This window comes from Streptomyces sp. NPDC012474 (assembly GCF_042955185.1).
Taxonomy (GTDB): domain Bacteria; phylum Actinomycetota; class Actinomycetes; order Streptomycetales; family Streptomycetaceae; genus Streptomyces; species Streptomyces cahuitamycinicus.
The window spans coordinates 24187-42788 of record NZ_JBIBEP010000011.1; the positions used below are offsets into that span (position 1 = coordinate 24187).

At 71.9% G+C, this 18602-nt stretch carries 13 protein-coding genes; 7 read left to right on the top strand and 6 right to left on the bottom strand.

The window, feature by feature from the left end; translation table 11 throughout:
• Nucleotides 1-147: 147 nt before the first annotated feature.
• Entirely contained in the window at nucleotides 148-1146 is a 999-nt protein-coding gene (locus tag ACFY9S_RS23545; protein ID WP_391131669.1) for an aldo/keto reductase, read from the bottom strand.
• A gap of 77 nt (nucleotides 1147-1223) precedes the next feature.
• Between ACFY9S_RS23545 and ACFY9S_RS23550 the strand changes: the two genes are divergently transcribed.
• From ACFY9S_RS23550 to serA, 6 genes are all read left to right on the top strand, one after another.
• Entirely contained in the window at nucleotides 1224-2174 is a 951-nt protein-coding gene (locus ACFY9S_RS23550; protein WP_391131671.1) for an NAD(P)-dependent oxidoreductase, read from the top strand.
• 438 nt (nucleotides 2175-2612) lie between these two features.
• Nucleotides 2613-5627 carry an EAL domain-containing protein gene (locus ACFY9S_RS23555; RefSeq protein ID WP_391131673.1) on the top strand — a complete coding sequence of 1005 codons (3015 nt, stop codon included), beginning with the start codon at nucleotides 2613-2615 and terminating at the stop codon, nucleotides 5625-5627.
• 230 nt (nucleotides 5628-5857) lie between these two features.
• Nucleotides 5858-7705 (top strand): acetolactate synthase large subunit, encoded by a 1848-nt coding sequence (locus ACFY9S_RS23560; RefSeq protein WP_391131675.1) that lies wholly within the window; start codon nucleotides 5858-5860, stop codon nucleotides 7703-7705.
• 21 nt (nucleotides 7706-7726) lie between these two features.
• The gene (gene ilvN, locus ACFY9S_RS23565) at nucleotides 7727-8251 is read left to right on the top strand and encodes an acetolactate synthase small subunit (protein ID WP_102907992.1); all 525 of its coding nucleotides are present in this window, start codon (nucleotides 7727-7729) and stop codon (nucleotides 8249-8251) included.
• 121 nt (nucleotides 8252-8372) lie between these two features.
• A complete protein-coding gene (ilvC, locus tag ACFY9S_RS23570; protein ID WP_391131680.1) occupies nucleotides 8373-9371 on the top strand; it encodes a ketol-acid reductoisomerase in 999 nt (332 codons plus the stop codon).
• Between the two features lie 268 nt (nucleotides 9372-9639).
• Complete coding sequence (gene serA / locus ACFY9S_RS23575; protein WP_391131682.1) at nucleotides 9640-11229, top strand: phosphoglycerate dehydrogenase; 1590 nt, start codon at nucleotides 9640-9642, stop codon at nucleotides 11227-11229.
• A 133-nt stretch (nucleotides 11230-11362) separates the two neighbouring features.
• Here the strand turns inward: serA and ACFY9S_RS23580 are convergent, their stop codons facing one another.
• A complete protein-coding gene (locus tag ACFY9S_RS23580; protein ID WP_391131684.1) occupies nucleotides 11363-12904 on the bottom strand; it encodes an MFS transporter in 1542 nt (513 codons plus the stop codon).
• Nucleotides 12905-12988: 84 nt separating this feature from the next.
• Between ACFY9S_RS23580 and ACFY9S_RS23585 the strand changes: the two genes are divergently transcribed.
• Nucleotides 12989-13567 (top strand): TetR family transcriptional regulator, encoded by a 579-nt coding sequence (locus tag ACFY9S_RS23585; protein ID WP_391131686.1) that lies wholly within the window; start codon nucleotides 12989-12991, stop codon nucleotides 13565-13567.
• Here ACFY9S_RS23585 and ACFY9S_RS23590 read toward each other — a convergent pair.
• From ACFY9S_RS23590 to ACFY9S_RS23605, 4 genes are read right to left on the bottom strand one after another with little or no spacing between them, the layout of a single operon-like run.
• The gene (locus ACFY9S_RS23590) at nucleotides 13554-14237 is read right to left on the bottom strand and encodes an ATP-binding cassette domain-containing protein (protein WP_391131688.1); all 684 of its coding nucleotides are present in this window, start codon (nucleotides 14235-14237) and stop codon (nucleotides 13554-13556) included. The two genes, ACFY9S_RS23585 and ACFY9S_RS23590, sit on opposite strands and share 14 nt — an antisense overlap.
• Entirely contained in the window at nucleotides 14234-15202 is a 969-nt protein-coding gene (locus ACFY9S_RS23595; protein WP_391131690.1) for an oligopeptide/dipeptide ABC transporter ATP-binding protein, read from the bottom strand. Before ACFY9S_RS23595 ends, ACFY9S_RS23590 begins: the two co-directional genes overlap by 4 nt.
• A complete protein-coding gene (locus ACFY9S_RS23600) occupies nucleotides 15192-16961 on the bottom strand; it encodes an ABC transporter permease subunit (protein WP_391131692.1) in 1770 nt (589 codons plus the stop codon). The genes ACFY9S_RS23595 and ACFY9S_RS23600 overlap by 11 nt, the downstream gene beginning before the upstream one ends.
• Complete coding sequence (locus tag ACFY9S_RS23605) at nucleotides 16958-18451, bottom strand: ABC transporter substrate-binding protein (RefSeq protein ID WP_391131693.1); 1494 nt, start codon at nucleotides 18449-18451, stop codon at nucleotides 16958-16960. Before ACFY9S_RS23605 ends, ACFY9S_RS23600 begins: the two co-directional genes overlap by 4 nt.
• Nucleotides 18452-18602: the final 151 nt, after the last annotated feature.

An 18602-nucleotide genomic window follows, 5' to 3' on the forward strand; every position in this document is an offset into this window, starting at 1 on the left:
ACCGCTCGCGGCTCCCAGGTTCCCGATCACGGAACGCCGGACCAGGAACACGGGGTTTGCCCGAAACGCACCTCGCCCCAAGGGGTCCTTTCACCACGCCCGTCCGGGTCGCGCGGCCTGATCGGACGCTCATGGCGCGAGGACCCCTCAGTCCCACGACCCCTGGGCGGGAGGCAGCTGCCCTATCTCCGCGAGATCGTCGGGGGTCAGGCGCAGCGCCGCCGCGGCCGTGTTCTCCGTGACCCAGCGCTCCTGCTTCGTACCCGGGACGGGGACCACGTGCGGGCCCTGGGCCAGCACCCACGCGAGGGCGACCTGGGCGGGTGTGACGTCCGTGCCGTGCCGGCGGGCCACGCGGCGCAGGCCCGCGACGACCGGCTGGTTCGCGGCCATCATCTCGGCCGTGAAGCGGGGGTGCCGGGCGCGCGGGTCGTCCGCCTCGAAGCCCGCGCCGGGCCGCAGCCGGCCGGTCAGGAAGCCGTTGCCCAGCGGCATCGCGGCGAGGAAACCGACGCCCCGCGTCCGGCACCAGGGCAGCAGGGTCTCCAGCGCCTCGGGCGACCACACCGACAGCTCCGCCTGCACCGCGCTCACCGGGAAGACCTGCTGCACCCGCTCCAGCTGCCGAATCGTTCCGTCGTGCAGCCGGGCCCCCGCGCGGCGGCCGGCCCGCGCCCCCACCGCGCACAGGCCCAACGCCCGTACCTTCCCGGCCTGGACGAGGTCCGCCATCGCGCCCCAGGTCTCCTCGACCGGCACCTCGGGGTCGGCCCGGTGCAGCTGGTAGAGGTCGATGACGTCCGTCTGCAGCCGCCGCAGCGACGCGTCGCAGGCCCGCTTCACGTACCCGGGGCGGCCGTTGGCGACGATGTGCTGGTCGCCCACGAGCAGCCCGACCTTCGTCGACACGAACGCGTCGGACCGTCGCTCCTTCAACGCCCGCCCCACCAGCAACTCGTTGGTGAAGGGGCCGTACATGTCGGCCGTGTCCAGCAGGGACGCGCCCAGGTCGAGTGCCCGGTGCACCGCCCTGAGCGACTCGTCGCCGCGCCGCCTCGACGCGCTGTAGGCCCAGCTCATCGGCATGCACCCGAGTCCGACGGCCCCCACCGCGAGCGCCGCCGCGCCGATCGTCCTGCGCTCCACCTGGTCGTGACCCTCCCTGTTCGAGCCACCCCAACCTAACCTCTGCCGTCGCAGGCTCCTGACATAGCCTCCAGAGCATGACTGCTGACGTGTGGCTGCCCATCCCGCCGGAGGAGATCGACGGACTCCCCGAGGGTCCGGACTACCGCTTCTGGAACGGCGGGGAGGACTTCCCCGCGGACCCGGCCGACTGCGCCTTCTACGTCGTCCCCTACATGAAGCCCAGCCCGCTGTGCGTGCGTCCCATGGGGCGGATGGCCAACGTCCAGGTCGTGCAGACCCTCTCCGCCGGGATCGACCACGTTCAGCCGGGGCTCGGGCACCTGCCCGCGGGCGTGCGGCTGTGCAATGCGCGCGGGGTGCACGAGGCCAGTACCGGTGAGCTCACCCTCGCGCTGATCCTGGCCTCGCTGCGCGGGATCCCCGACTTCGTGCGCGCACAGGACCGGGGGGAGTGGCTCGGCGGATTCCGGCCCGCCCTCGCCGACAAGAACGTCCTCATCGTGGGATACGGCTCGATCGGCGAGGCCATCGAGGACCGGCTCGTTCCGTTCGAGGTGGCGCGGGTGGCGCGCGTCGCGCGCTCCGAGCGCACCACGGCGCGCGGTCCGGTGCATCCGCTCACCGAACTCCCCGCGCTGCTGCCGGAGGCGGACGTCGTCATCCTGTCCACGCCGCTCACCGAGACCACCCGTGGCCTGGCCGGAGCCGACTTCCTGTCCCGGATGAAGGACGGCGCGCTCCTCGTCAACGTCGCCCGCGGACCCGTCGTCGACACCAAGGCCCTGCTCGCCGAACTCGAGAGCGGCCGCATCACCGCCGCCCTCGACGTCACCGACCCGGAGCCGCTGGCGCGCGAACACCCCTTGTGGCGTGCGCCGGGGGTACTCATCAGCCCGCACGTCGGCGGACCCACCTCCGCGTTCCTTCCGCGCGCCAAGCGGCTCCTGGTGGACCAGTTGAACCGTTATGTGAACCGGGAGCCGCTCCGCAACGTGATCCTCACGACGGGTGCATCAACCCGCTGAAAAGACCTTCGAGTACCGTCCGCAATCCTTCGGGTGCGGTGGGTACTCATATATCTGTTGATCGTCACGGAGCGTAGAGAACCTATGTCCCTGAGTGACGAGACTGGTGTATCGTCCCGACAGGGGCAGCGCCGGGCACCGTTCCGGCGCCGGGGATGGACACTTCGGACTGTGAGGGGGGCGACAGGCGATGCACGGCCTATGGACGAGCGATCCGACGGGACGGGGCTGCCGGCGGCGACCCTGGCGAGCGGCCGCGGGCAGCCGCGGACGGCACGCCGATCACGTCGGCCATCACACCCGCCACAGCAAACGCCGCAGCGGGCACCACAGTGAACCCAGCCATCACCACCGCAGCCCCGGCAGCCGCAGGAGGTACGACCAGCCGGTCCACGGGGACCCACGGGGCCCGGGAGCGGCGCGGACCGGGAGGGCCCGGTGAGCGCGCCCCCCACCCCCACGCTGGACGGAGCGCTGCGGGCACAGCCTCCGTCCCCGGGCGCGCTGCTGCCTCGCACGCCGGTCACCGGCCACCGGCCGGGCCTGGCCCTCCAACTCGTCCTCGCCCTGACCTGCGCGGCGTACGCCGCGGGTTCCGCGTTCGGCTGGGGTTCGGCCGAGCTGGCTCTGATCATGGGTGACTTCGGGCTCAGCGCCGCGGCCGGCACCGCCGCCGTCTCGTGCTTCCTCTACGCCCGCAGCCGCCGCACCGGCTTCCGGCCCGCCTGGCTGCTGTTCGGCCTCTCCTCGGCCATGGCCGCCCTGGGCAATCTGGTCTGGGGGTGGTACGAGGTGGTCCTGGGGCTGCCCGTGCCCAGTCCCAGCTACGCCGACCTGTTCTTCCTCTGCTTCGCGCCGCCCGCGATCGTCGGGCTGCTCGTGCTCGCCAAGCGGCCGGTCACCAAGGCCGGCTGGGTCTGCCTCGGGCTGGACGCCTGGCTGATCGGCGGCTCGCTGCTGACGCTGGCCTGGAGCCTCGCCCTCGCCCAGGCCGCGAAATCCGAAGGGCCGGGCGTGGCGCACACCGCGCTGTCGCTGGCGTACCCGCTGCTCGACATCGCGCTGGTCAGCATGGTGCTCGCCCTGCACTTCAGGCGGTCCGCCGTGAACCGCTCCGCGGTCAACACCGCCATCGGCGCCCTGGCGCTGACCGTGATGTGCGACGCCCTGTTCACCTCGCCGCTCATGCACCACGACTACCGCTCCGGCCACCTGCTCGACGCGGGCTGGTTCGCGGGCTCGCTGCTGCTGGCGTACGCCCCGTGGGCCGGGCCCCGTGCGGAGACCGACCGGCACGGCACCGGCCGGCACACCGGTACGGGGCACACCCGGGTGGTGCACGAGCACGTGCCGGGGCAGCGCAGTGGCCCCCACCACCCCGTGCCCCTGCCGGGCGCCGAGCACAGCCGGTACCCGGCCGCCCGGCCCATCGCCGGCTCCCTGGCCGCACTCACGCCGTACCTCGCGGCCGCGGTGTGCACCCTGGGGATCCTCTACAACGTCCTCAACGGCCGAAGCGTCGACCGCGTGGTCCTGCTGACCGGGGGCACGGTGGTGCTCGCGCTCGTCGTGCGCCAGGGCATCATGCTGCTCGACAACATCACCCTCACCCAGGAACTGGCGCAGAAGGAGAACCACTTCCGCTCCCTGGTGCAGGGCTCCAGCGACGTCATCATGATCGCCGCTCCCAGCGGTGTCCTGAGGTACGTCTCCCCGGCCGCCGCCGGTGTGTACGGCCGCCCGGCGGAGGAGCTGGTGGGTACGGAGCTGGCCCACCTCATCCACCCCGAGGACCTGGGCTGCGTCGTGCACGAGGTGCGCAGGTTCCTCGCCGCCAACCCGGTCGAGGAACCCACCACGCGCATCGAATGCCGCTTCCGCTCGGGCGGCGGGGCAGGCTGGCTGAACGTCGAGTCGACCGTCAACCGTCATCACGGCGGCCTCATCTTCAACAGCCGCGACGTGACCGAAAGGGTGCGGCTCCAGGCGCAGTTGCAGCACAACGCCGAGCACGACCCGCTCACCGACCTGCCCAACCGTGCCCTGTTCACCAAGCGCGTGCAGCACGCCCTCTCGGGCCGCCGCGCCTCCGACCGGGGCGTGGCCCTGCGGAACACGGCCGTGCTGTTCATCGATCTCGACGGCTTCAAGGCCGTCAACGACACGATCGGGCACCAGGCCGGGGACGAGCTGCTAGTCCAGGCCGCCCGCAGGCTCCAGGACTCCGTCCGGCACGGCGACACCGCGTCCCGGCTCGGCGGAGACGAGTTCGCGGCCCTGATCGCCGGGGACAACACCCGCGACCGGGACGCCCGGGAGCGGCACATCCTGGAGCTCGCCGACCGCCTCAGGGCGACGTTGTCCCAGCCCTACCTCATCGACGGCAACGATGTCCGTGTCAACGCCTCCATCGGCGTGGCCTTCGCCGAGGCCGGCCTCGGGGCGGGCGAACTGCTGCGCAACGCCGACCTGGCCATGTACCGGGCCAAGGCCGGCGGCAAGGGCCGCGTCGAGCTGTACAAGCCGCAGATGCAGCAGGACGTCGCCCGCAAGGCCGAGCTCGCCACCCGCCTGCGGTCGGCTCTGCACGACGGGGAGTTCGCCCTGCTGCACCAGCCGGTGGTGTCCCTGGAGGACGGCCGGATCACGGCGGTGTCCGCGCAGGCACGCTGGCGATCCTCGCAAGGGGTGCTCTTCACCCCGGCGGAGTTCCTGCGCGTGGCCGAGGACAGCGACAAGACCGCCGAGCTGGGCCGGTGGCTGATCGAGGAGGCCGTCGAGCAGGCCGCCGAGCGGCACGCGAGCGGGCTGTCCGTGCCGGTCGTGGTGCGGATGAGCGCCCGTCGGCTGCTGGACCGGTCGATGCCGCTCGGCTCGATCGAGGCGCTGCTCACGCGGCACGGGCTGCCGTCCGGTTCGCTGATCATCGAGCTGTCCGATGCCGACCCGAGGATCTCGCTGGACGAGCTGGAGCGGCGCCTGAGCGCCCTGCGGCGGGTCGGTGTACGGATCGCGCTCGACGGGTTCGGCAGCGGCTACGCGGCGATCACGGCCCTCAGGCGGCTCCCCGTCGACGTCCTGAAGCTGGACCGCGGTCTGGTCGAGGGCGTCGTCGAGTCGGCGCGCCTGCACAAGATCACCGGCGGGCTGCTGCGCATCGCGGGCGACCTCGGGCTGAAGTCCGTGGCCGAAGGGGTGGATCTGCCCGAGCAGGTCACCGCCCTGCGCGCGATGGGCTGCACGCACGGGCAGGGCATGGCGTTCTCCGGGCCGCTCGACGAGCACCGGCTGCGCCGGGCGCTCGCCGGCGGCCGCTACCCGGTGCCGAACGAACCGGCCGAACGGGCGTTCGCGGGCGGCGTGCCGCGGGTGTACAGCTCGGGCGTCTCCGCCGTCATAGGAGGCGGTACGGCCCTCCGCTCACATAATGAGACTCCCGTCCCACCCACTTGACAGTGAGTGCGCGCCGGGGGGAGGGTCAGTGCCATGCGCACCCGAATTCTCGTACTTGGAAAGCGCGTCGGCTGACGCTGAGCCTCGACCGCTCAGCGACCCCACCCGGCGCGCTCCCCTCGCTTGCCTTATGGCACGAGGGGTTTTTTGTTGCACAGGCACCTCTCGTGCGACAGCCGAAGACCGCACAAACCACGCAAAAACCCTCAGCATCTGAGAAGAGAATGCCGATGACCGAGCAGGCCACCGGGGCCCACCACCCGCAGCCCCGGCCCCGATCCGGAGGACACCACTCCGCCCCCGAGCAGGTGACGGGCGCGCAGTCCCTCATCCGCTCTCTCGAGGAGGTCGGCGCCGACACGGTATTCGGCATTCCCGGTGGTTGCATCCTTCCGGCGTACGACCCGCTGATGGACTCCACCCGCGTGCGGCACGTCCTGGTGCGCCACGAGCAGGGCGCCGGTCACGCGGCCGAGGGGTATGCGCTGGCCACCGGCAAGGTCGGCGTCTGCATGGCGACCTCGGGCCCCGGCGCGACCAACCTGGTCACCCCGATCGCCGACGCGCACATGGACTCGGTGCCGATGGTCGCGATCACCGGACAGGTGGCCTCCAAGGCGATCGGCACGGACGCCTTCCAGGAGGCGGACATCGTCGGCATCACCATGCCGATCACCAAGCACAACTTCCTCGTCACCAAGGCCGATGACATCCCGCGGGTCATCGCACAGGCCTTCCACATCGCCTCCACAGGCCGTCCCGGCCCGGTCCTGGTCGACATCGCCAAGGACGCCCTCCAGGCGAAGACCACCTTCTCCTGGCCGCCGGCCATGGACCTGCCCGGCTACCGCCCGGTGACCAAGCCGCACGCCAAGCAGATCCGCGAGGCCGCCAAGCTGATCACCCAGGCCAGGCGTCCCGTGCTCTACGTCGGCGGCGGCGTGATCAAGGCCAAGGCCACCGCCGAGCTGAAGGTCCTCGCCGAGCTGACGGGCGCGCCCGTCACCACCACCCTGATGGCGCTCGGCTCGTTCCCCGACAACCACCCGCAGCACCTCGGCATGCCCGGCATGCACGGCTCGGTGGCCGCCGTCACCGCCCTGCAGAAGGCCGACCTGATCGTCGCCCTCGGCGCCCGCTTCGACGACCGTGTCACCGGCAAGCTGGACAGCTTCGCCCCGCACGCCAAGATCGTCCACGCCGACATCGACCCGGCCGAGATCGGCAAGAACCGTGCCGCCGACGTGCCGATCGTCGGTGACGCCCGCGAGGTCATCGCCGACCTGGTCCAGGCCGTGCAGAAGGAGCACAGTGAGGGCCACCGGGGCGACTACAGCGCCTGGTGGAAGGACCTGAGCCGCTGGCGCGACACGTACCCGCTCGGCTACGACCAGCCCGACGACGGCTCGCTCTCCCCGCAGCAGGTCATCGAGCGCATCGGACAGCTCGCCCCCGAGGGCACGATCTTCACGGCGGGCGTCGGCCAGCACCAGATGTGGGCCGCGCACTACATCGAGTACGACAAGCCGGGCACCTGGCTGAACTCCGGCGGCGCCGGAACCATGGGCTACGCCGTCCCGGCCGCCATGGGGGCCAAGGCCGGCGCGCCGGACAAGGCGGTCTGGGCGATCGACGGCGACGGCTGCTTCCAGATGACCAACCAGGAGCTCGCCACCTGCGCCCTGAACAACATCCCGATCAAGGTCGCCGTCATCAACAACGGCGCCCTCGGGATGGTCCGCCAGTGGCAGACCCTCTTCTACAACCAGCGGTACTCCAACACCGTGCTGCACTCCGGCCCGGACGACGTCAACCCGCAGGCCCGCGGCACCCGCGTCCCCGACTTCGTGAAGCTGTCGGAGGCCATGGGCTGCTACGCCATCCGCTGTGAGTCCCCGGACGACCTCGACAAGGTCATCGAAGAGGCGAACTCCGTCAACGACCGCCCGGTGGTCGTCGACTTCATCGTCCACGAGGACGCGATGGTGTGGCCGATGGTCGCCGCCGGCACCTCCAACGACGAGATCATGGCCGCCCGGGACGTCCGCCCCGACTTCGGCGACAACGAAGACGACTGAGAGCCTCGAAGGAAGCAGATCATGTCCAAGCACACGCTCTCCGTCCTGGTGGAGAACACCCCCGGCATCCTCGCCCGGATCGCCGCCCTGTTCTCCCGCCGCGGCTTCAACATCGACTCGCTCGCGGTCGGTGTCACCGAGCACCCCGACATCTCCCGCATCACCATCGTCGTCGGCGTGGAGGACCTGCCGCTGGAGCAGGTCACCAAGCAGCTCAACAAGCTCGTCAACGTGCTGAAGATCGTCGAGCTGGAGCCGTCGGCGGCGGTGCAGCGCGAACTCGTCCTGGTGAAGGTGCGCGCCGACAACGAGACGCGCTCCCAGATCGTCGAGATCGTCCAGCTGTTCCGCGCCAAGACCGTCGACGTCTCCCCGGAGGCCGTCACCATCGAGGCCACCGGATCCGGCGAGAAGCTGACCGCGATGCTCAAGATGCTGGAGCCGTACGGCATCAAGGAGCTCGTCCAGTCCGGCACGATCGCGATCGGCCGTGGTGCCCGTTCCATCACGGACCGGTCGCTGCGCGCCCTGGACCGGTCGGCGTAAGACCCGAAACGGGCGGTCGGCGCGCCGTCGGCCGCCCGTATTCCGAGACCATCGAGCTTCCCTTCCGCCCCCCGTCATACGGTGGGACGCAACACCTGCACTCCCGAGGAGAGAACCCAAAGTGGCCGAGCTGTTCTACGACGCCGACGCCGACCTGTCCATCATCCAGGGCCGCAAGGTCGCGGTCATCGGGTACGGCAGTCAGGGCCACGCCCACGCGCTGTCGCTCCGTGACTCGGGTGTCGACGTCCGCGTCGGTCTGCACGAGGGCTCCAAGTCCAAGGCCAAGGCCGAGGAGCAGGGCCTGCGCGTGGTGAGCCCGTCGGAGGCCGCCGCCGAGGCCGACGTCATCATGATCCTCGTCCCGGACCCCATCCAGGCCCAGGTCTACGAGGAGCACATCGCCGCGAACCTGAACGACGGCGACGCCCTGTTCTTCGGCCACGGCCTGAACATCCGCTACGGCTTCATCAAGCCCCCGGCCGGCGTGGACGTCTGCATGGTCGCCCCGAAGGGCCCGGGCCACCTGGTGCGCCGCCAGTACGAGGAGGGCCGCGGCGTTCCGTGCATCGCCGCCGTCGAGCAGGACGCCACGGGCAACGCCTTCGCGCTGGCCCTGTCGTACGCGAAGGGCATCGGCGGCACCCGTGCCGGCGTCATCAAGACGACCTTCACCGAGGAGACCGAGACCGACCTGTTCGGTGAGCAGGTCGTTCTCTGCGGTGGTACGGCCGCTCTGGTGAAGGCGGGCTTCGAGACGCTGACCGAGGCCGGCTACCAGCCGGAGATCGCCTACTTCGAGTGCCTGCACGAGCTGAAGCTGATCGTGGACCTCATGTACGAGGGCGGCCTGGAGAAGATGCGCTGGTCGATCTCCGAGACCGCCGAGTGGGGCGACTACGTCACCGGCCCGCGGATCATCACGGACGCCACCAAGGCCGAGATGAAGAAGGTCCTCGCCGAGATCCAGGACGGCACCTTCGCGCAGCAGTGGATGGACGAGTACCACGGCGGCCTGAAGAAGTACAACGAGTACAAGACGCAGGACTCCGAGCACCTGCTGGAGACCACCGGCAAGGAGCTGCGCAAGCTCATGAGCTGGGTCGACGAGGAGGCGTAAGCCGCCTGCCCGAGGGGCCGGAGCGTTCAGCTCCGGCCCCTTCGGCGAACCCCGGGTAACGTCGGTGGTACGGCGTTGTCCATCCCGTCCGGCCACGGACGGGTGATCCTTCCGCAGCGGCACAGGACGATGCCCCCGGCGCCACTAGACTGCTGCACACATACGCGTCAGGCCCACAGCGTCGTGCGTCTCCAACGCGGCAAGCACCCCTCCACCGCCTGCGGCCGTCGGGACGGCCGTCCGCAGCATTGGACTTGTGAGGACTCACGTGAGCTCGAAACCCGTCGTACTCATCGCTGAAGAGCTGTCGCCCGCCACCGTCGACGCCCTGGGCCCGGACTTCGAGATCCGCCACTGCAACGGCGCGGACCGGGCCGAGCTGCTCCCGGCCATCGCCGGTGTGGACGCGATCCTGGTCCGTTCGGCCACCAAGGTCGACGCCGAGGCGATCGCCGCCGCGAACAAGCTGAAGGTCGTCGCACGAGCCGGCGTCGGCCTGGACAACGTGGACGTCTCCGCCGCCACCAAGGCCGGCGTGATGGTCGTCAACGCCCCGACCTCCAACATCGTGACCGCCGCCGAGCTGGCCTGCGGTCTGCTCGTCGCCACGGCCCGCAACATCCCGCAGGCCAACGCCGCGCTGAAGAACGGCGAGTGGAAGCGCAGCAAGTACACCGGCGTCGAGCTGGCCGAGAAGACCCTCGGTGTCGTCGGCCTCGGCCGCATCGGCGCGCTCGTCGCGCAGCGCATGTCGGCCTTCGGCATGAAGGTCGTCGCCTACGACCCCTATGTGCAGCCCGCGCGCGCCGCCCAGATGGGCGTCAAGGTGCTGTCGCTGGACGAGCTGCTGGAGGTCTCCGACTTCATCACCGTCCACCTTCCCAAGACCCCCGAGACCCTCGGTCTGATCGGTGACGAGGCGCTGCGCAAGGTCAAGCCGAGCGTGCGCATCGTCAACGCCGCGCGCGGCGGGATCGTCGACGAGGAGGCGCTGTACTCCGCCCTCAAGGAGGGCCGGGTCGCCGGTGCCGGTCTCGACGTGTACGCGAAGGAGCCCTGCACGGACTCCCCGCTCTTCGAGTTCGACCAGGTCGTCGCCACCCCGCACCTCGGTGCCTCCACCGACGAGGCGCAGGAGAAGGCCGGTATCGCCGTGGCCCGCTCGGTGCGCCTCGCCCTCGCCGGTGAGCTCGTGCCGGACGCGGTGAACGTGCAGGGCGGCGTCATCGCCGAGGACGTCAAGCCGGGTCTGCCGCTCGCCGAGCGCCTCGGCCGGATCTTCACCGCGCTCGCCGGTGAGGTCGCGGTCCGCCTCGACGTCGAGGTGTACGGCGAGATCACCCAGCACGACGTGAAGGTGCTGGAGCTGTCCGCGCTCAAGGGTGTCTTCGAGGACGTCGTCGACGAGACGGTGTCGTACGTCAACGCCCCGCTGTTCGCGCAGGAGCGCGGAGTCGAGGTGCGGCTGACCACCAGCTCGGAGGCGACCGAGCACCGCAACGTCGTCACGGTGCGCGGCACCCTCGCCGACGGCGAGGAGGTGTCGGTGTCCGGCACGCTGGCCGGCCCCAAGCACCTGCAGAAGCTCGTCGCCGTCGGAGAGTTCGACGTCGACCTCGCGCTCGCCGACCACATGATCGTGCTGAAGTACGAGGACCGGCCCGGTGTCGTCGGCACGGTGGGCCGCATCCTCGGTGAGGCGGGTCTCAACATCGCCGGTATGCAGGTGTCGCGGGCGGCGGCCGGTGGCGAGGCGCTGGCGGTGCTGACCGTGGACGACACGGTGACCGTCGGTGTGCTGGCCGAGGTGGCGGCGGAGATCGGGGCGACATCGGCCCGGTCGGTGAACCTGGCCTGACCTTCCCGGGGGGCTCCGCCCTCGGACCCCGTTCACCTGGACGGGATCGTTTTCAGACGCCGGACGAGCTGAGTTGATCGGCTCGTCCGGCGTTTTGCGGTCCACGGGCCCCGTTGGCCGGACCGGATCGTCCTCAGACGCCGGACGAGCTGAGTTGATCGGCTCGTCCGGCGTCTTTCGGTGCACGGACCCGCCGAAGGGCCACCGTCGCCGCTGCCGCCGCCACGGCCATCAGCACCGCCCCGGTGACCGCGGCCGCGTGCATGCCGCTCGTGAAGGCCTCACGTGCCGCCGTCGCCAGGGCGTCTCCCACGGGCCCCGGCAGCCGGCCGGCCACCGCCAGGGCGCCGCCCAGGGTCTCCTGGGCCGCGGCGGGTGCCGAGGCGGGGATCTCGTGGCGGTAGACGGCCGTGCCGATGGAGCCGAGGAACGCCATGCTGAGCGCGCCGCCGAACTCCGTGCCGGTCTCCATCAGGGACGAGGCGGCGCCCGCCTTCTCCACCGGAGCGGCGCTCATGGCCAGGTCGACCACCAGGGACATGACGGTGACGACGCCGCAGGCCAGGACGGCGCAGGCGGCCAGCAGCAGCCAGAGGGAGTCCGTCCCGGTCAGGGCCAGCAGCACATAGCCGCACGCGGTGACCGCGAAGCCGCCGCCGACGACGTGCCCCCGTGGCACGCCCCGCTGCACCAGCTGGGCCGCGACCGGGGCCGCGAGGCCGATGGGCACCGACGGCAGCAGGCTCCACAGCGCCGCCTCCAGCGGGCTCTTGTCCAGGACCGACTGGATGTACTGGGTCGTGAAGTACGCCGAGCCCATCATGCCGAAGGCCGCCATCAGGTTGAGGGCCATGGCCGGGCTGAAGCCGGGGCGCCGGAACAGCTCCGGGGAGATGAGCGGGGACACCGCCGTGCGCTGGCGGTGCACGAACAGCGCGGCGAAGAGCAGTCCGGCCGACACCGACAGCGCGTACCGGACGTTCCAGCCCTCCGACGCGAGCTCCTTCAGGCCGTAGATCACGGGGAGCACCGCGGCCATGGACAGCGGGACGCTCGGCCAGTCGAAGCGGCCGGGGTGCGGATTCCTGGACTCCGGCAGCAGGAGCGGGCCGAGGACCAGGAGCATCACCATCGCGGGCAGGTTGACCAGGAAGACCGAGCCCCACCAGAAGTGCTCGACGAGGACGCCGCTCAGCACCGAGCCGAGGGCGATGCCCGCTGTCATCACGCCCGACCACAGGCCGATGGCCTTCGCGCGCTGCCCGGGGTCGGTGAACATCGTGCGGACCAGCGCCATCGTGCTCGGCATCAGTGTCGCGCCGCCGATGCCGAGCAGGGCGCGGCCCGCGATCAGGGTCTCGGCGCTGTTCGCGTAGGCCGCCAGCAGGGACGCCGCACCGAAGGCGGCGGCACCGATCAGCAGGAGCCTGCGGCGGCCGATGCGGTCGCCGAGCGAGCCCATCGTCATCAGCAGGCCAGCCAGCACGAAGCCGTAGATGTCGAAGATCCACAGCTGCTCGGTGGCGCTGGGTTCCAGGTCGGCGCTGATCGCGGGGATCGCGAAGTAGAGGACCGAGACGTCCATCGAGACCAGCAGCAGCGGCAGCATCAGCACGCCGAGAGCGGTCCACTCGCGACGGCCGGCGCGGGCCGGGGGGTGGGGTGTCGTCGTCATGGGCAGACTGTACGAGCGTCTTAAACGGTTGTCTAGTACGGTCGTTTAAGACGCCCGTCTGGACTCCGCGATAGGGTGGCGGCCATGGGACACCGTGAGGATCTGCTGGAGGGCGCCAAGCGCTGCCTGCTGGCGAAGGGCTTCCTGCGCACGACGGCGCGCGACATCGTCAAGGAGTCGGGGACCAACCTGGCGTCGATCGGCTACCACTACGGCTCGAAGGACGCACTGCTGGCGCGGGCGTACGTCGAGATGGTGGAAGGCATGTCCGACGCCTTCGAGGGGGGCGGCGAACTACGGGGCGAGCCGGGGTCGTTGGAGCGGTTCACCGAGGTGTGGGCGAACATCATCTCGACCATGCGGGAGCCCGGCTCGCTCTGGCGGCTCAGCATGGAGATCGTGGCCATGGGGGACCAACTGCCGGAGGTGCGGGAACATCTCGCGCGGGCGCAGCGCGAAGGGGCGCGCGGGATCGTCACGCTCTTCCACGGAGGACGCGAGGAGGACATCCCCGAGGAGCGGGTGGACACCCTCGGGTACTTCTACCTCACCCTCATGATGGGCCTCATGGCGCAGTGGACCTTCGACCCCGAGAGCGCACCCGAGGCCGGCCAGCTCGCGGAGGGGCTCCGCCAGGCGATCGAGGGCGCTACCCGGACGTGACGCGCCCCTCGCGCATCTCGACGACCCGGTCCGCGAAGTGCCGTACGACCGCCCGGTCGTGGCAGATGAACAGGTAGCCGAGGCCCAGGTCGTCCTGGAGGTCGGCGAGCAGGTTCAGCACGCCCGCCCGCACCGACGGGTCGAGTGACGACACGGGCTCGTCCAGGACCAGCAGGCGCGGGGCGGAGGCCAGCGCGCGGGCGATGCCGGCCCGCTGGCACTGGCCGCCGGAGAGTTCGTGTGGCCGGCGGTCGCCGTACGCGGGGTCGAGTCCGACCCGGTCGAGGAGTTCGGCGACCCGGGACGGGCCGTCGGCGGGATGCCAGCGGCCCTGGACCTTCAGCGGTTCGGCGATGGCGTCACGGATGCGGTGACGGGGGCTGAGGGTGCCGTAGGGGTCCTGGAAGACCGGTTGCAGGCGGGGGCGCAGCGGACGCAGCTCGCGTTCTGGAAGGTTCGTCAACTCCCGCCCCTCGAAACGCACCCGTCCCGCGTCCGGGCGGCGCAGCTGGAGCACCGCCAGGGCCGTGGAGGACTTGCCGCAGCCGGACGGGCCGCTCAGGGCCAGGGTTTCGCCGGCGGCCAGGGAGAAGGAGACGCCGTCCACGGCGGTGACCGGGCCGTAGCGGACGACCAGGTCCCGGACGTGCAGCAGAAGGTCGTCACTCATGCGGTCCGGCGCTCCTTCAGGAACAACGCGTGGGCGGGGTGCGGGAGTTCCTCGGCGCGATGGCAGGCCAGCAGGCGTCCGTCCAGCTGCCGGGGCTCCGGTTCCGCCGTGCGGCAGGGGTCCGCCGCGAGCGGGCAGCGCGGGGCGAAGGCGCAGCCCGGCGGGAGCGCGCCCGGGACGGGCGGAGTTCCCCGCAGGGCGGGGAGACGCCGGCCGGGCAGCGCGTTCCGGGGGAGCGACGCCAGCAGACCGGCCGTGTAGGGGGCCCGGGGGCGGGTCAGTACCTCGTCCGCCGCGCCGAGTTCGGTGAGTCGCCCGGCGTACAGGACCAGCACCCGGTCCGCGTGGCCGCCGACGACGTCCATGTCGTGCGTCACCAGGACCAGCGCGGCCCCGACGGCCTCCCGCTGCTCCGCCAGCAGCCGCAGCACCTGGTCGCGCCGCTCCTCGTCGAGAGCCGTGGTGGGCTCGTCGGCGACGACCACGTCCGGTTCGTTGATCGTCGCCATGGCGATCACCGCGCGCTGCCGCATGCCGCCGGAGTACTCGTGCGGGTACGCCCGTGCCCTGCGGGCCGCGTCGGGGATGCCGACCCGGTCCAGGGCCGCGACCGCCCGGGCCCGCGCCTCCTTGCGGGACACCCCGGCCACCGACCGTACGGCGGCGGCCAGTTGGTCGCCCACCGGGTGCACGGGGGACAGCGCCGACAGAGCGTCCTGCGGGACCAGGGAGATGCGGCGGCCGCGGTGGGCCGAGAGATCCGGGTGGATCGTCCCGCTCGTGGTCGCGCCGCGCGGCAGCATGCCGAGGAGGGCGCGGGCCGTGAGGGACTTGCCCGCTCCCGACTCCCCGACGATCGCCAGCACTTCGCGCGGCCGAACGTCGAAGGACAGGCCGCGCACGGCCTCGACCCCGTCGAAGGCGATCCGCAGCTCGCGCACCGACAGCAGTGGCTCAGACTCCAACGGGGGCCTCCTTCGTGACCGGGGCCGGGGTGACACGTCGTGTCCTGCGGCCTCCGCCTCGCGCGAGCGCGGCCCCCGACACCGCGAGACCGGCCAGCAGGGCCAGCGCCACCGCCGGGGCGAGGGCCGCCCACGGGGCGCGTTCCACATAGGCGCGGGACTCGTCGAGCAGCAGCCCCCACTCGGGGGCCGGCGGCTGGGCGCCCAGTCCCAGGAAGCCCAGTGAGGCCAGGGCCAGGGCGATGCCCGGCAGCCGCAGCAGGGCGTGCCGGGCGACCGGGGCGGCCACGGACGGCAGGACGTGCCGGGTGAGGATCCACAACGGGCTCGCCCCGATCGCCCGTTGGGCGGTGAGGAACGCCGACGCGCGCACCTCCTGCACCAGAGCCGCCGCGTGCGACGACAGGGCCGGCCAGGAGATCAGCGCGACCGCGAGAGCCGCACCGCCGGTGCCGGGCCCGACGGCCGCCGCGACGAGGATGCCGGCGATCACCGGGGGCAGGGCGTTGGCGATGTCCGCCGCGCCCTCCGCGATCCGCGGCAGGAACCCCAGCGCCAGCGAGACCAGCAGGCTCAGCAGGCAGACGGCCGCCGCCGTGCCGACCGTGGAGGCGGCGCCGTGGCCCAGCCGTGCGAGCACGTCACGGCCGAGGCCGTCGGTGCCGAGCGGGTGCGCCCACGAGGGCGCGGCCAGCCTGGCCGTGGTGTTCACCGCGTACGGGTCGCGCAGCAAACCCCAGCCGATGGTCACGGCGAGGACGGCGAACAGCGTCGCCGGGACCGCGGGATGCGCCCGTACCGGCCGTGCCGGGGGCAGTGCCAGCGAGGCGTCCCGCAGGGCCGGGCCGAGCAGCCGCCGCCGGGCGAGCGCCGCCAGCGCGCCCGTGACCAGCCCGAGCGCCAGCAGGGCGAGCACCGCGCCCTGGAGCAGCGGCAGGTCCTGCGACTTGGCCGCGCCGAGCGCGGTACGGCCGATGCCCGGCACCGCGAAGACCGTCTCCACGGCGACCGCGCCCCCGGTGAGCCCCACGGCGACCATCCCCAACTGCGGGACCAGCGGCGGCAGGACGCGCCGCAGCGCCGCCCCCGCGATCCGCGCCCGGCTCACCCCGGCGGCCCGCCACAGCTCGACCCACCGCTCGTCGAGCACGGCGGGCAGCGCGTCCGCGACCAGCCTGCCGAGCAGCCCGCCGCCGGGGACGCCGAGGGCCACGGCGGGCAGGACCATGTTCTCCGGCCCCATCCAGCCCGACGTCGGCAGCCACCCCAGCCAGACCCCGAAGAGCAGAAGCACGACCGTGGCCAGCAGAAACTCGGGGATGGCGACCAGCATCGCGGCCCACGCCCCGGCCGAGGCCCGGCCCCGCACCAGCACCGGCGCGACCAGGGCGCACGCGAGCAGCAGTGCCAGGCCGAGCGAGGCGCCCATCAGCGCCAGTGACACCTGGAGCCCGGAGACCACGGAGGGCAGGACCTCGGTACCCGACACCCAGGAGGTGCCGAGGTCGCCGTGCAGCAGGTCCGAGGCCCAGTGGCCGAGCAGGGACAGGGGCCCGGCGTCCAGACCGAGGTCCCGGCGTACGGAGTCCAGGGCTTCCTCGGTCGGGTCCTGCTCGGCGGAGCGGGCCCGCAGCACGGCCAGTGCCGGGTCCCGGCCGGAGAGCCAGGGCAGCAGGCCGACGGCGGCCAGGACGGCGATGAGGCAGAGCAGACGGGTGAGCGTGGCGGCGTCCGCCAACCGCCTTGTGCGGAGTCTCACTTGACGTAGGTGTCGGCCGTGACCAGCTCCCGCTCACGCGGGTCGTGGGCGGCGCCGGTGACGCCCGCGGCATCGCCCTGGATCACCCGCTCGTGCAGCATCGGCACGGCCGCGTCGGTGCCGAGCACGGCGGCCTCGGCGGCGATCACCGCGGCCCGGCGCGGGTCACCGGTCCTGGTCTCGCCCGCCTTCTCCAAGGCCTTGTCGACGGCCGGGTCGGCGAGCTGGGCGATGTTGAAGGAGCCGTCGGAGGCGAAGTCGCTGTAGAGGTAGGCGGCCGGGTCGCCGGAGTCGAGGACGGTGGCGCGGGAGAGGATGAACGCGTCGAACTCGCCCGCCAGCGCGTCGGACTCGATGTTGGCGTACTCGCGCACGTCGAGCTTCACCTTGAACCCGGCCTTCTCCAGCTGCTGCTGCAGCGCCGCGGCGACCTCGGGCAGCTCGGCGCGGTCGGTGAAGGTGCCGAGGGTGATCGTCCGGCCGGCCGGGTCGCCCGCCGCGGCCCGCTTCACCGGCTTGCGCAGCTCCGCCGCCCACGGCAGGGCGGGGCCGAGCAGACCCTCGGCGACGTCGGCGCGCCCCTCGTACACGCCCTTCACGATCGACTCGGCGTCGATCGCCTCACGGGCCGCCGCCCGCAGCCCGGCGTCCTTGAACACGCCCTTCTCGGTGTTGAGGTACAGGGTGTTGGTGCGCGGCATGGGCACCTCGGTGATCAGGTCCTGGTCCAACACCGCCGCCTGTGAGACCGGGACCGCCTCGACGATGTCGGCCTCGCCACTGCGCAGGGAGGCCGCGCGGGCGGTGCCGTCGGGCACGAACCGCACGTCGATCCCGGGGGCCTTGGCCTTCTTCCCCCAGTAGCGGTCGTAGCGGTCCAGCTCGGCCGAGGAGGTGCCGTTGACCTTCGTCAGCTCGAAGGGCCCGGTGCCCGCGCCGACGGGGTCGACGGTCTTCCCCCGGTAGGCCTTGGCGGCCAGGATCGACAGCTGCGGGGAACTGAGCCGCTGCGGGACCAAGGGGTCCTCGGTGGCGGTGGTGACGGTGACCTTGTCGCCGTCGGCCTTCGCGGTCAGGTCCACGCCGTCGAGGATGCGCGGCTTGGGGGAGGCCGCGGCGGCCTTGTTGAGGGAGTCGACCACGGCTTCGGCGGTGAGCTCGGTGCCGTCGTGGAAGGTGACCTTCTCGCGCAGGGTGAAGGTCCAGGTCGGGCCGGACTGGGTCCACTCGGTGGCGAGCGCGGGCTCGGCGTCCCCGTCGGCGTCCAGCTTGACCAGCGTCTCCGCCGTCGACCAGCGCGACAGTTTGAAGGCGTCGTCCGACAGCGGGGAAAGGGCCGAGCGCGGTGGCAGCATCATGGCGACGCGTATCCGCTTGCCTCCCGCCCCGGAGTCGTCCGCGGCCGGCTGCCCGCCGGCGAAACAGCCGGTGAGCAGGGCGGAGGCAGCGGTCAGGGCGGTGAGGGGGACGAGACGAGCGGGGACGCGCACGGGACACCTCGGTCAAGGCATGGTCAAACAACGGTCAATGGTTGAATGCGCCACGACCGTAGCACGATGACAATCGTTTTCAGGAGCGGGGTCTCGATCACCCGGCCCGGTCCGCCCCGGACAGAGCGTGGTCGGCGAACCGGACGGAAGC

What these genes read in the sequence shown, in the direction of transcription:
- ilvN (WP_102907992.1), top strand. Translation starts at nt 7,727, where the DNA reads ATGTCCAAGCACACGCTCTCCGTCCTGGTGGAGAACACCCCCGGCATC.
- ACFY9S_RS23560 (WP_391131675.1), top strand. Translation starts at nt 5,858, where the DNA reads ATGACCGAGCAGGCCACCGGGGCCCACCACCCGCAGCCCCGGCCCCGA.
- ACFY9S_RS23550 (WP_391131671.1), top strand. Translation starts at nt 1,224, where the DNA reads ATGACTGCTGACGTGTGGCTGCCCATCCCGCCGGAGGAGATCGACGGA.
- ACFY9S_RS23590 (WP_391131688.1), bottom strand. Translation starts at nt 14,237, where the DNA reads ATGAGTGACGACCTTCTGCTGCACGTCCGGGACCTGGTCGTCCGCTAC.
- ACFY9S_RS23580 (WP_391131684.1), bottom strand. Translation starts at nt 12,904, where the DNA reads ATGACGACGACACCCCACCCCCCGGCCCGCGCCGGCCGTCGCGAGTGG.
- ACFY9S_RS23585 (WP_391131686.1), top strand. Translation starts at nt 12,989, where the DNA reads ATGGGACACCGTGAGGATCTGCTGGAGGGCGCCAAGCGCTGCCTGCTG.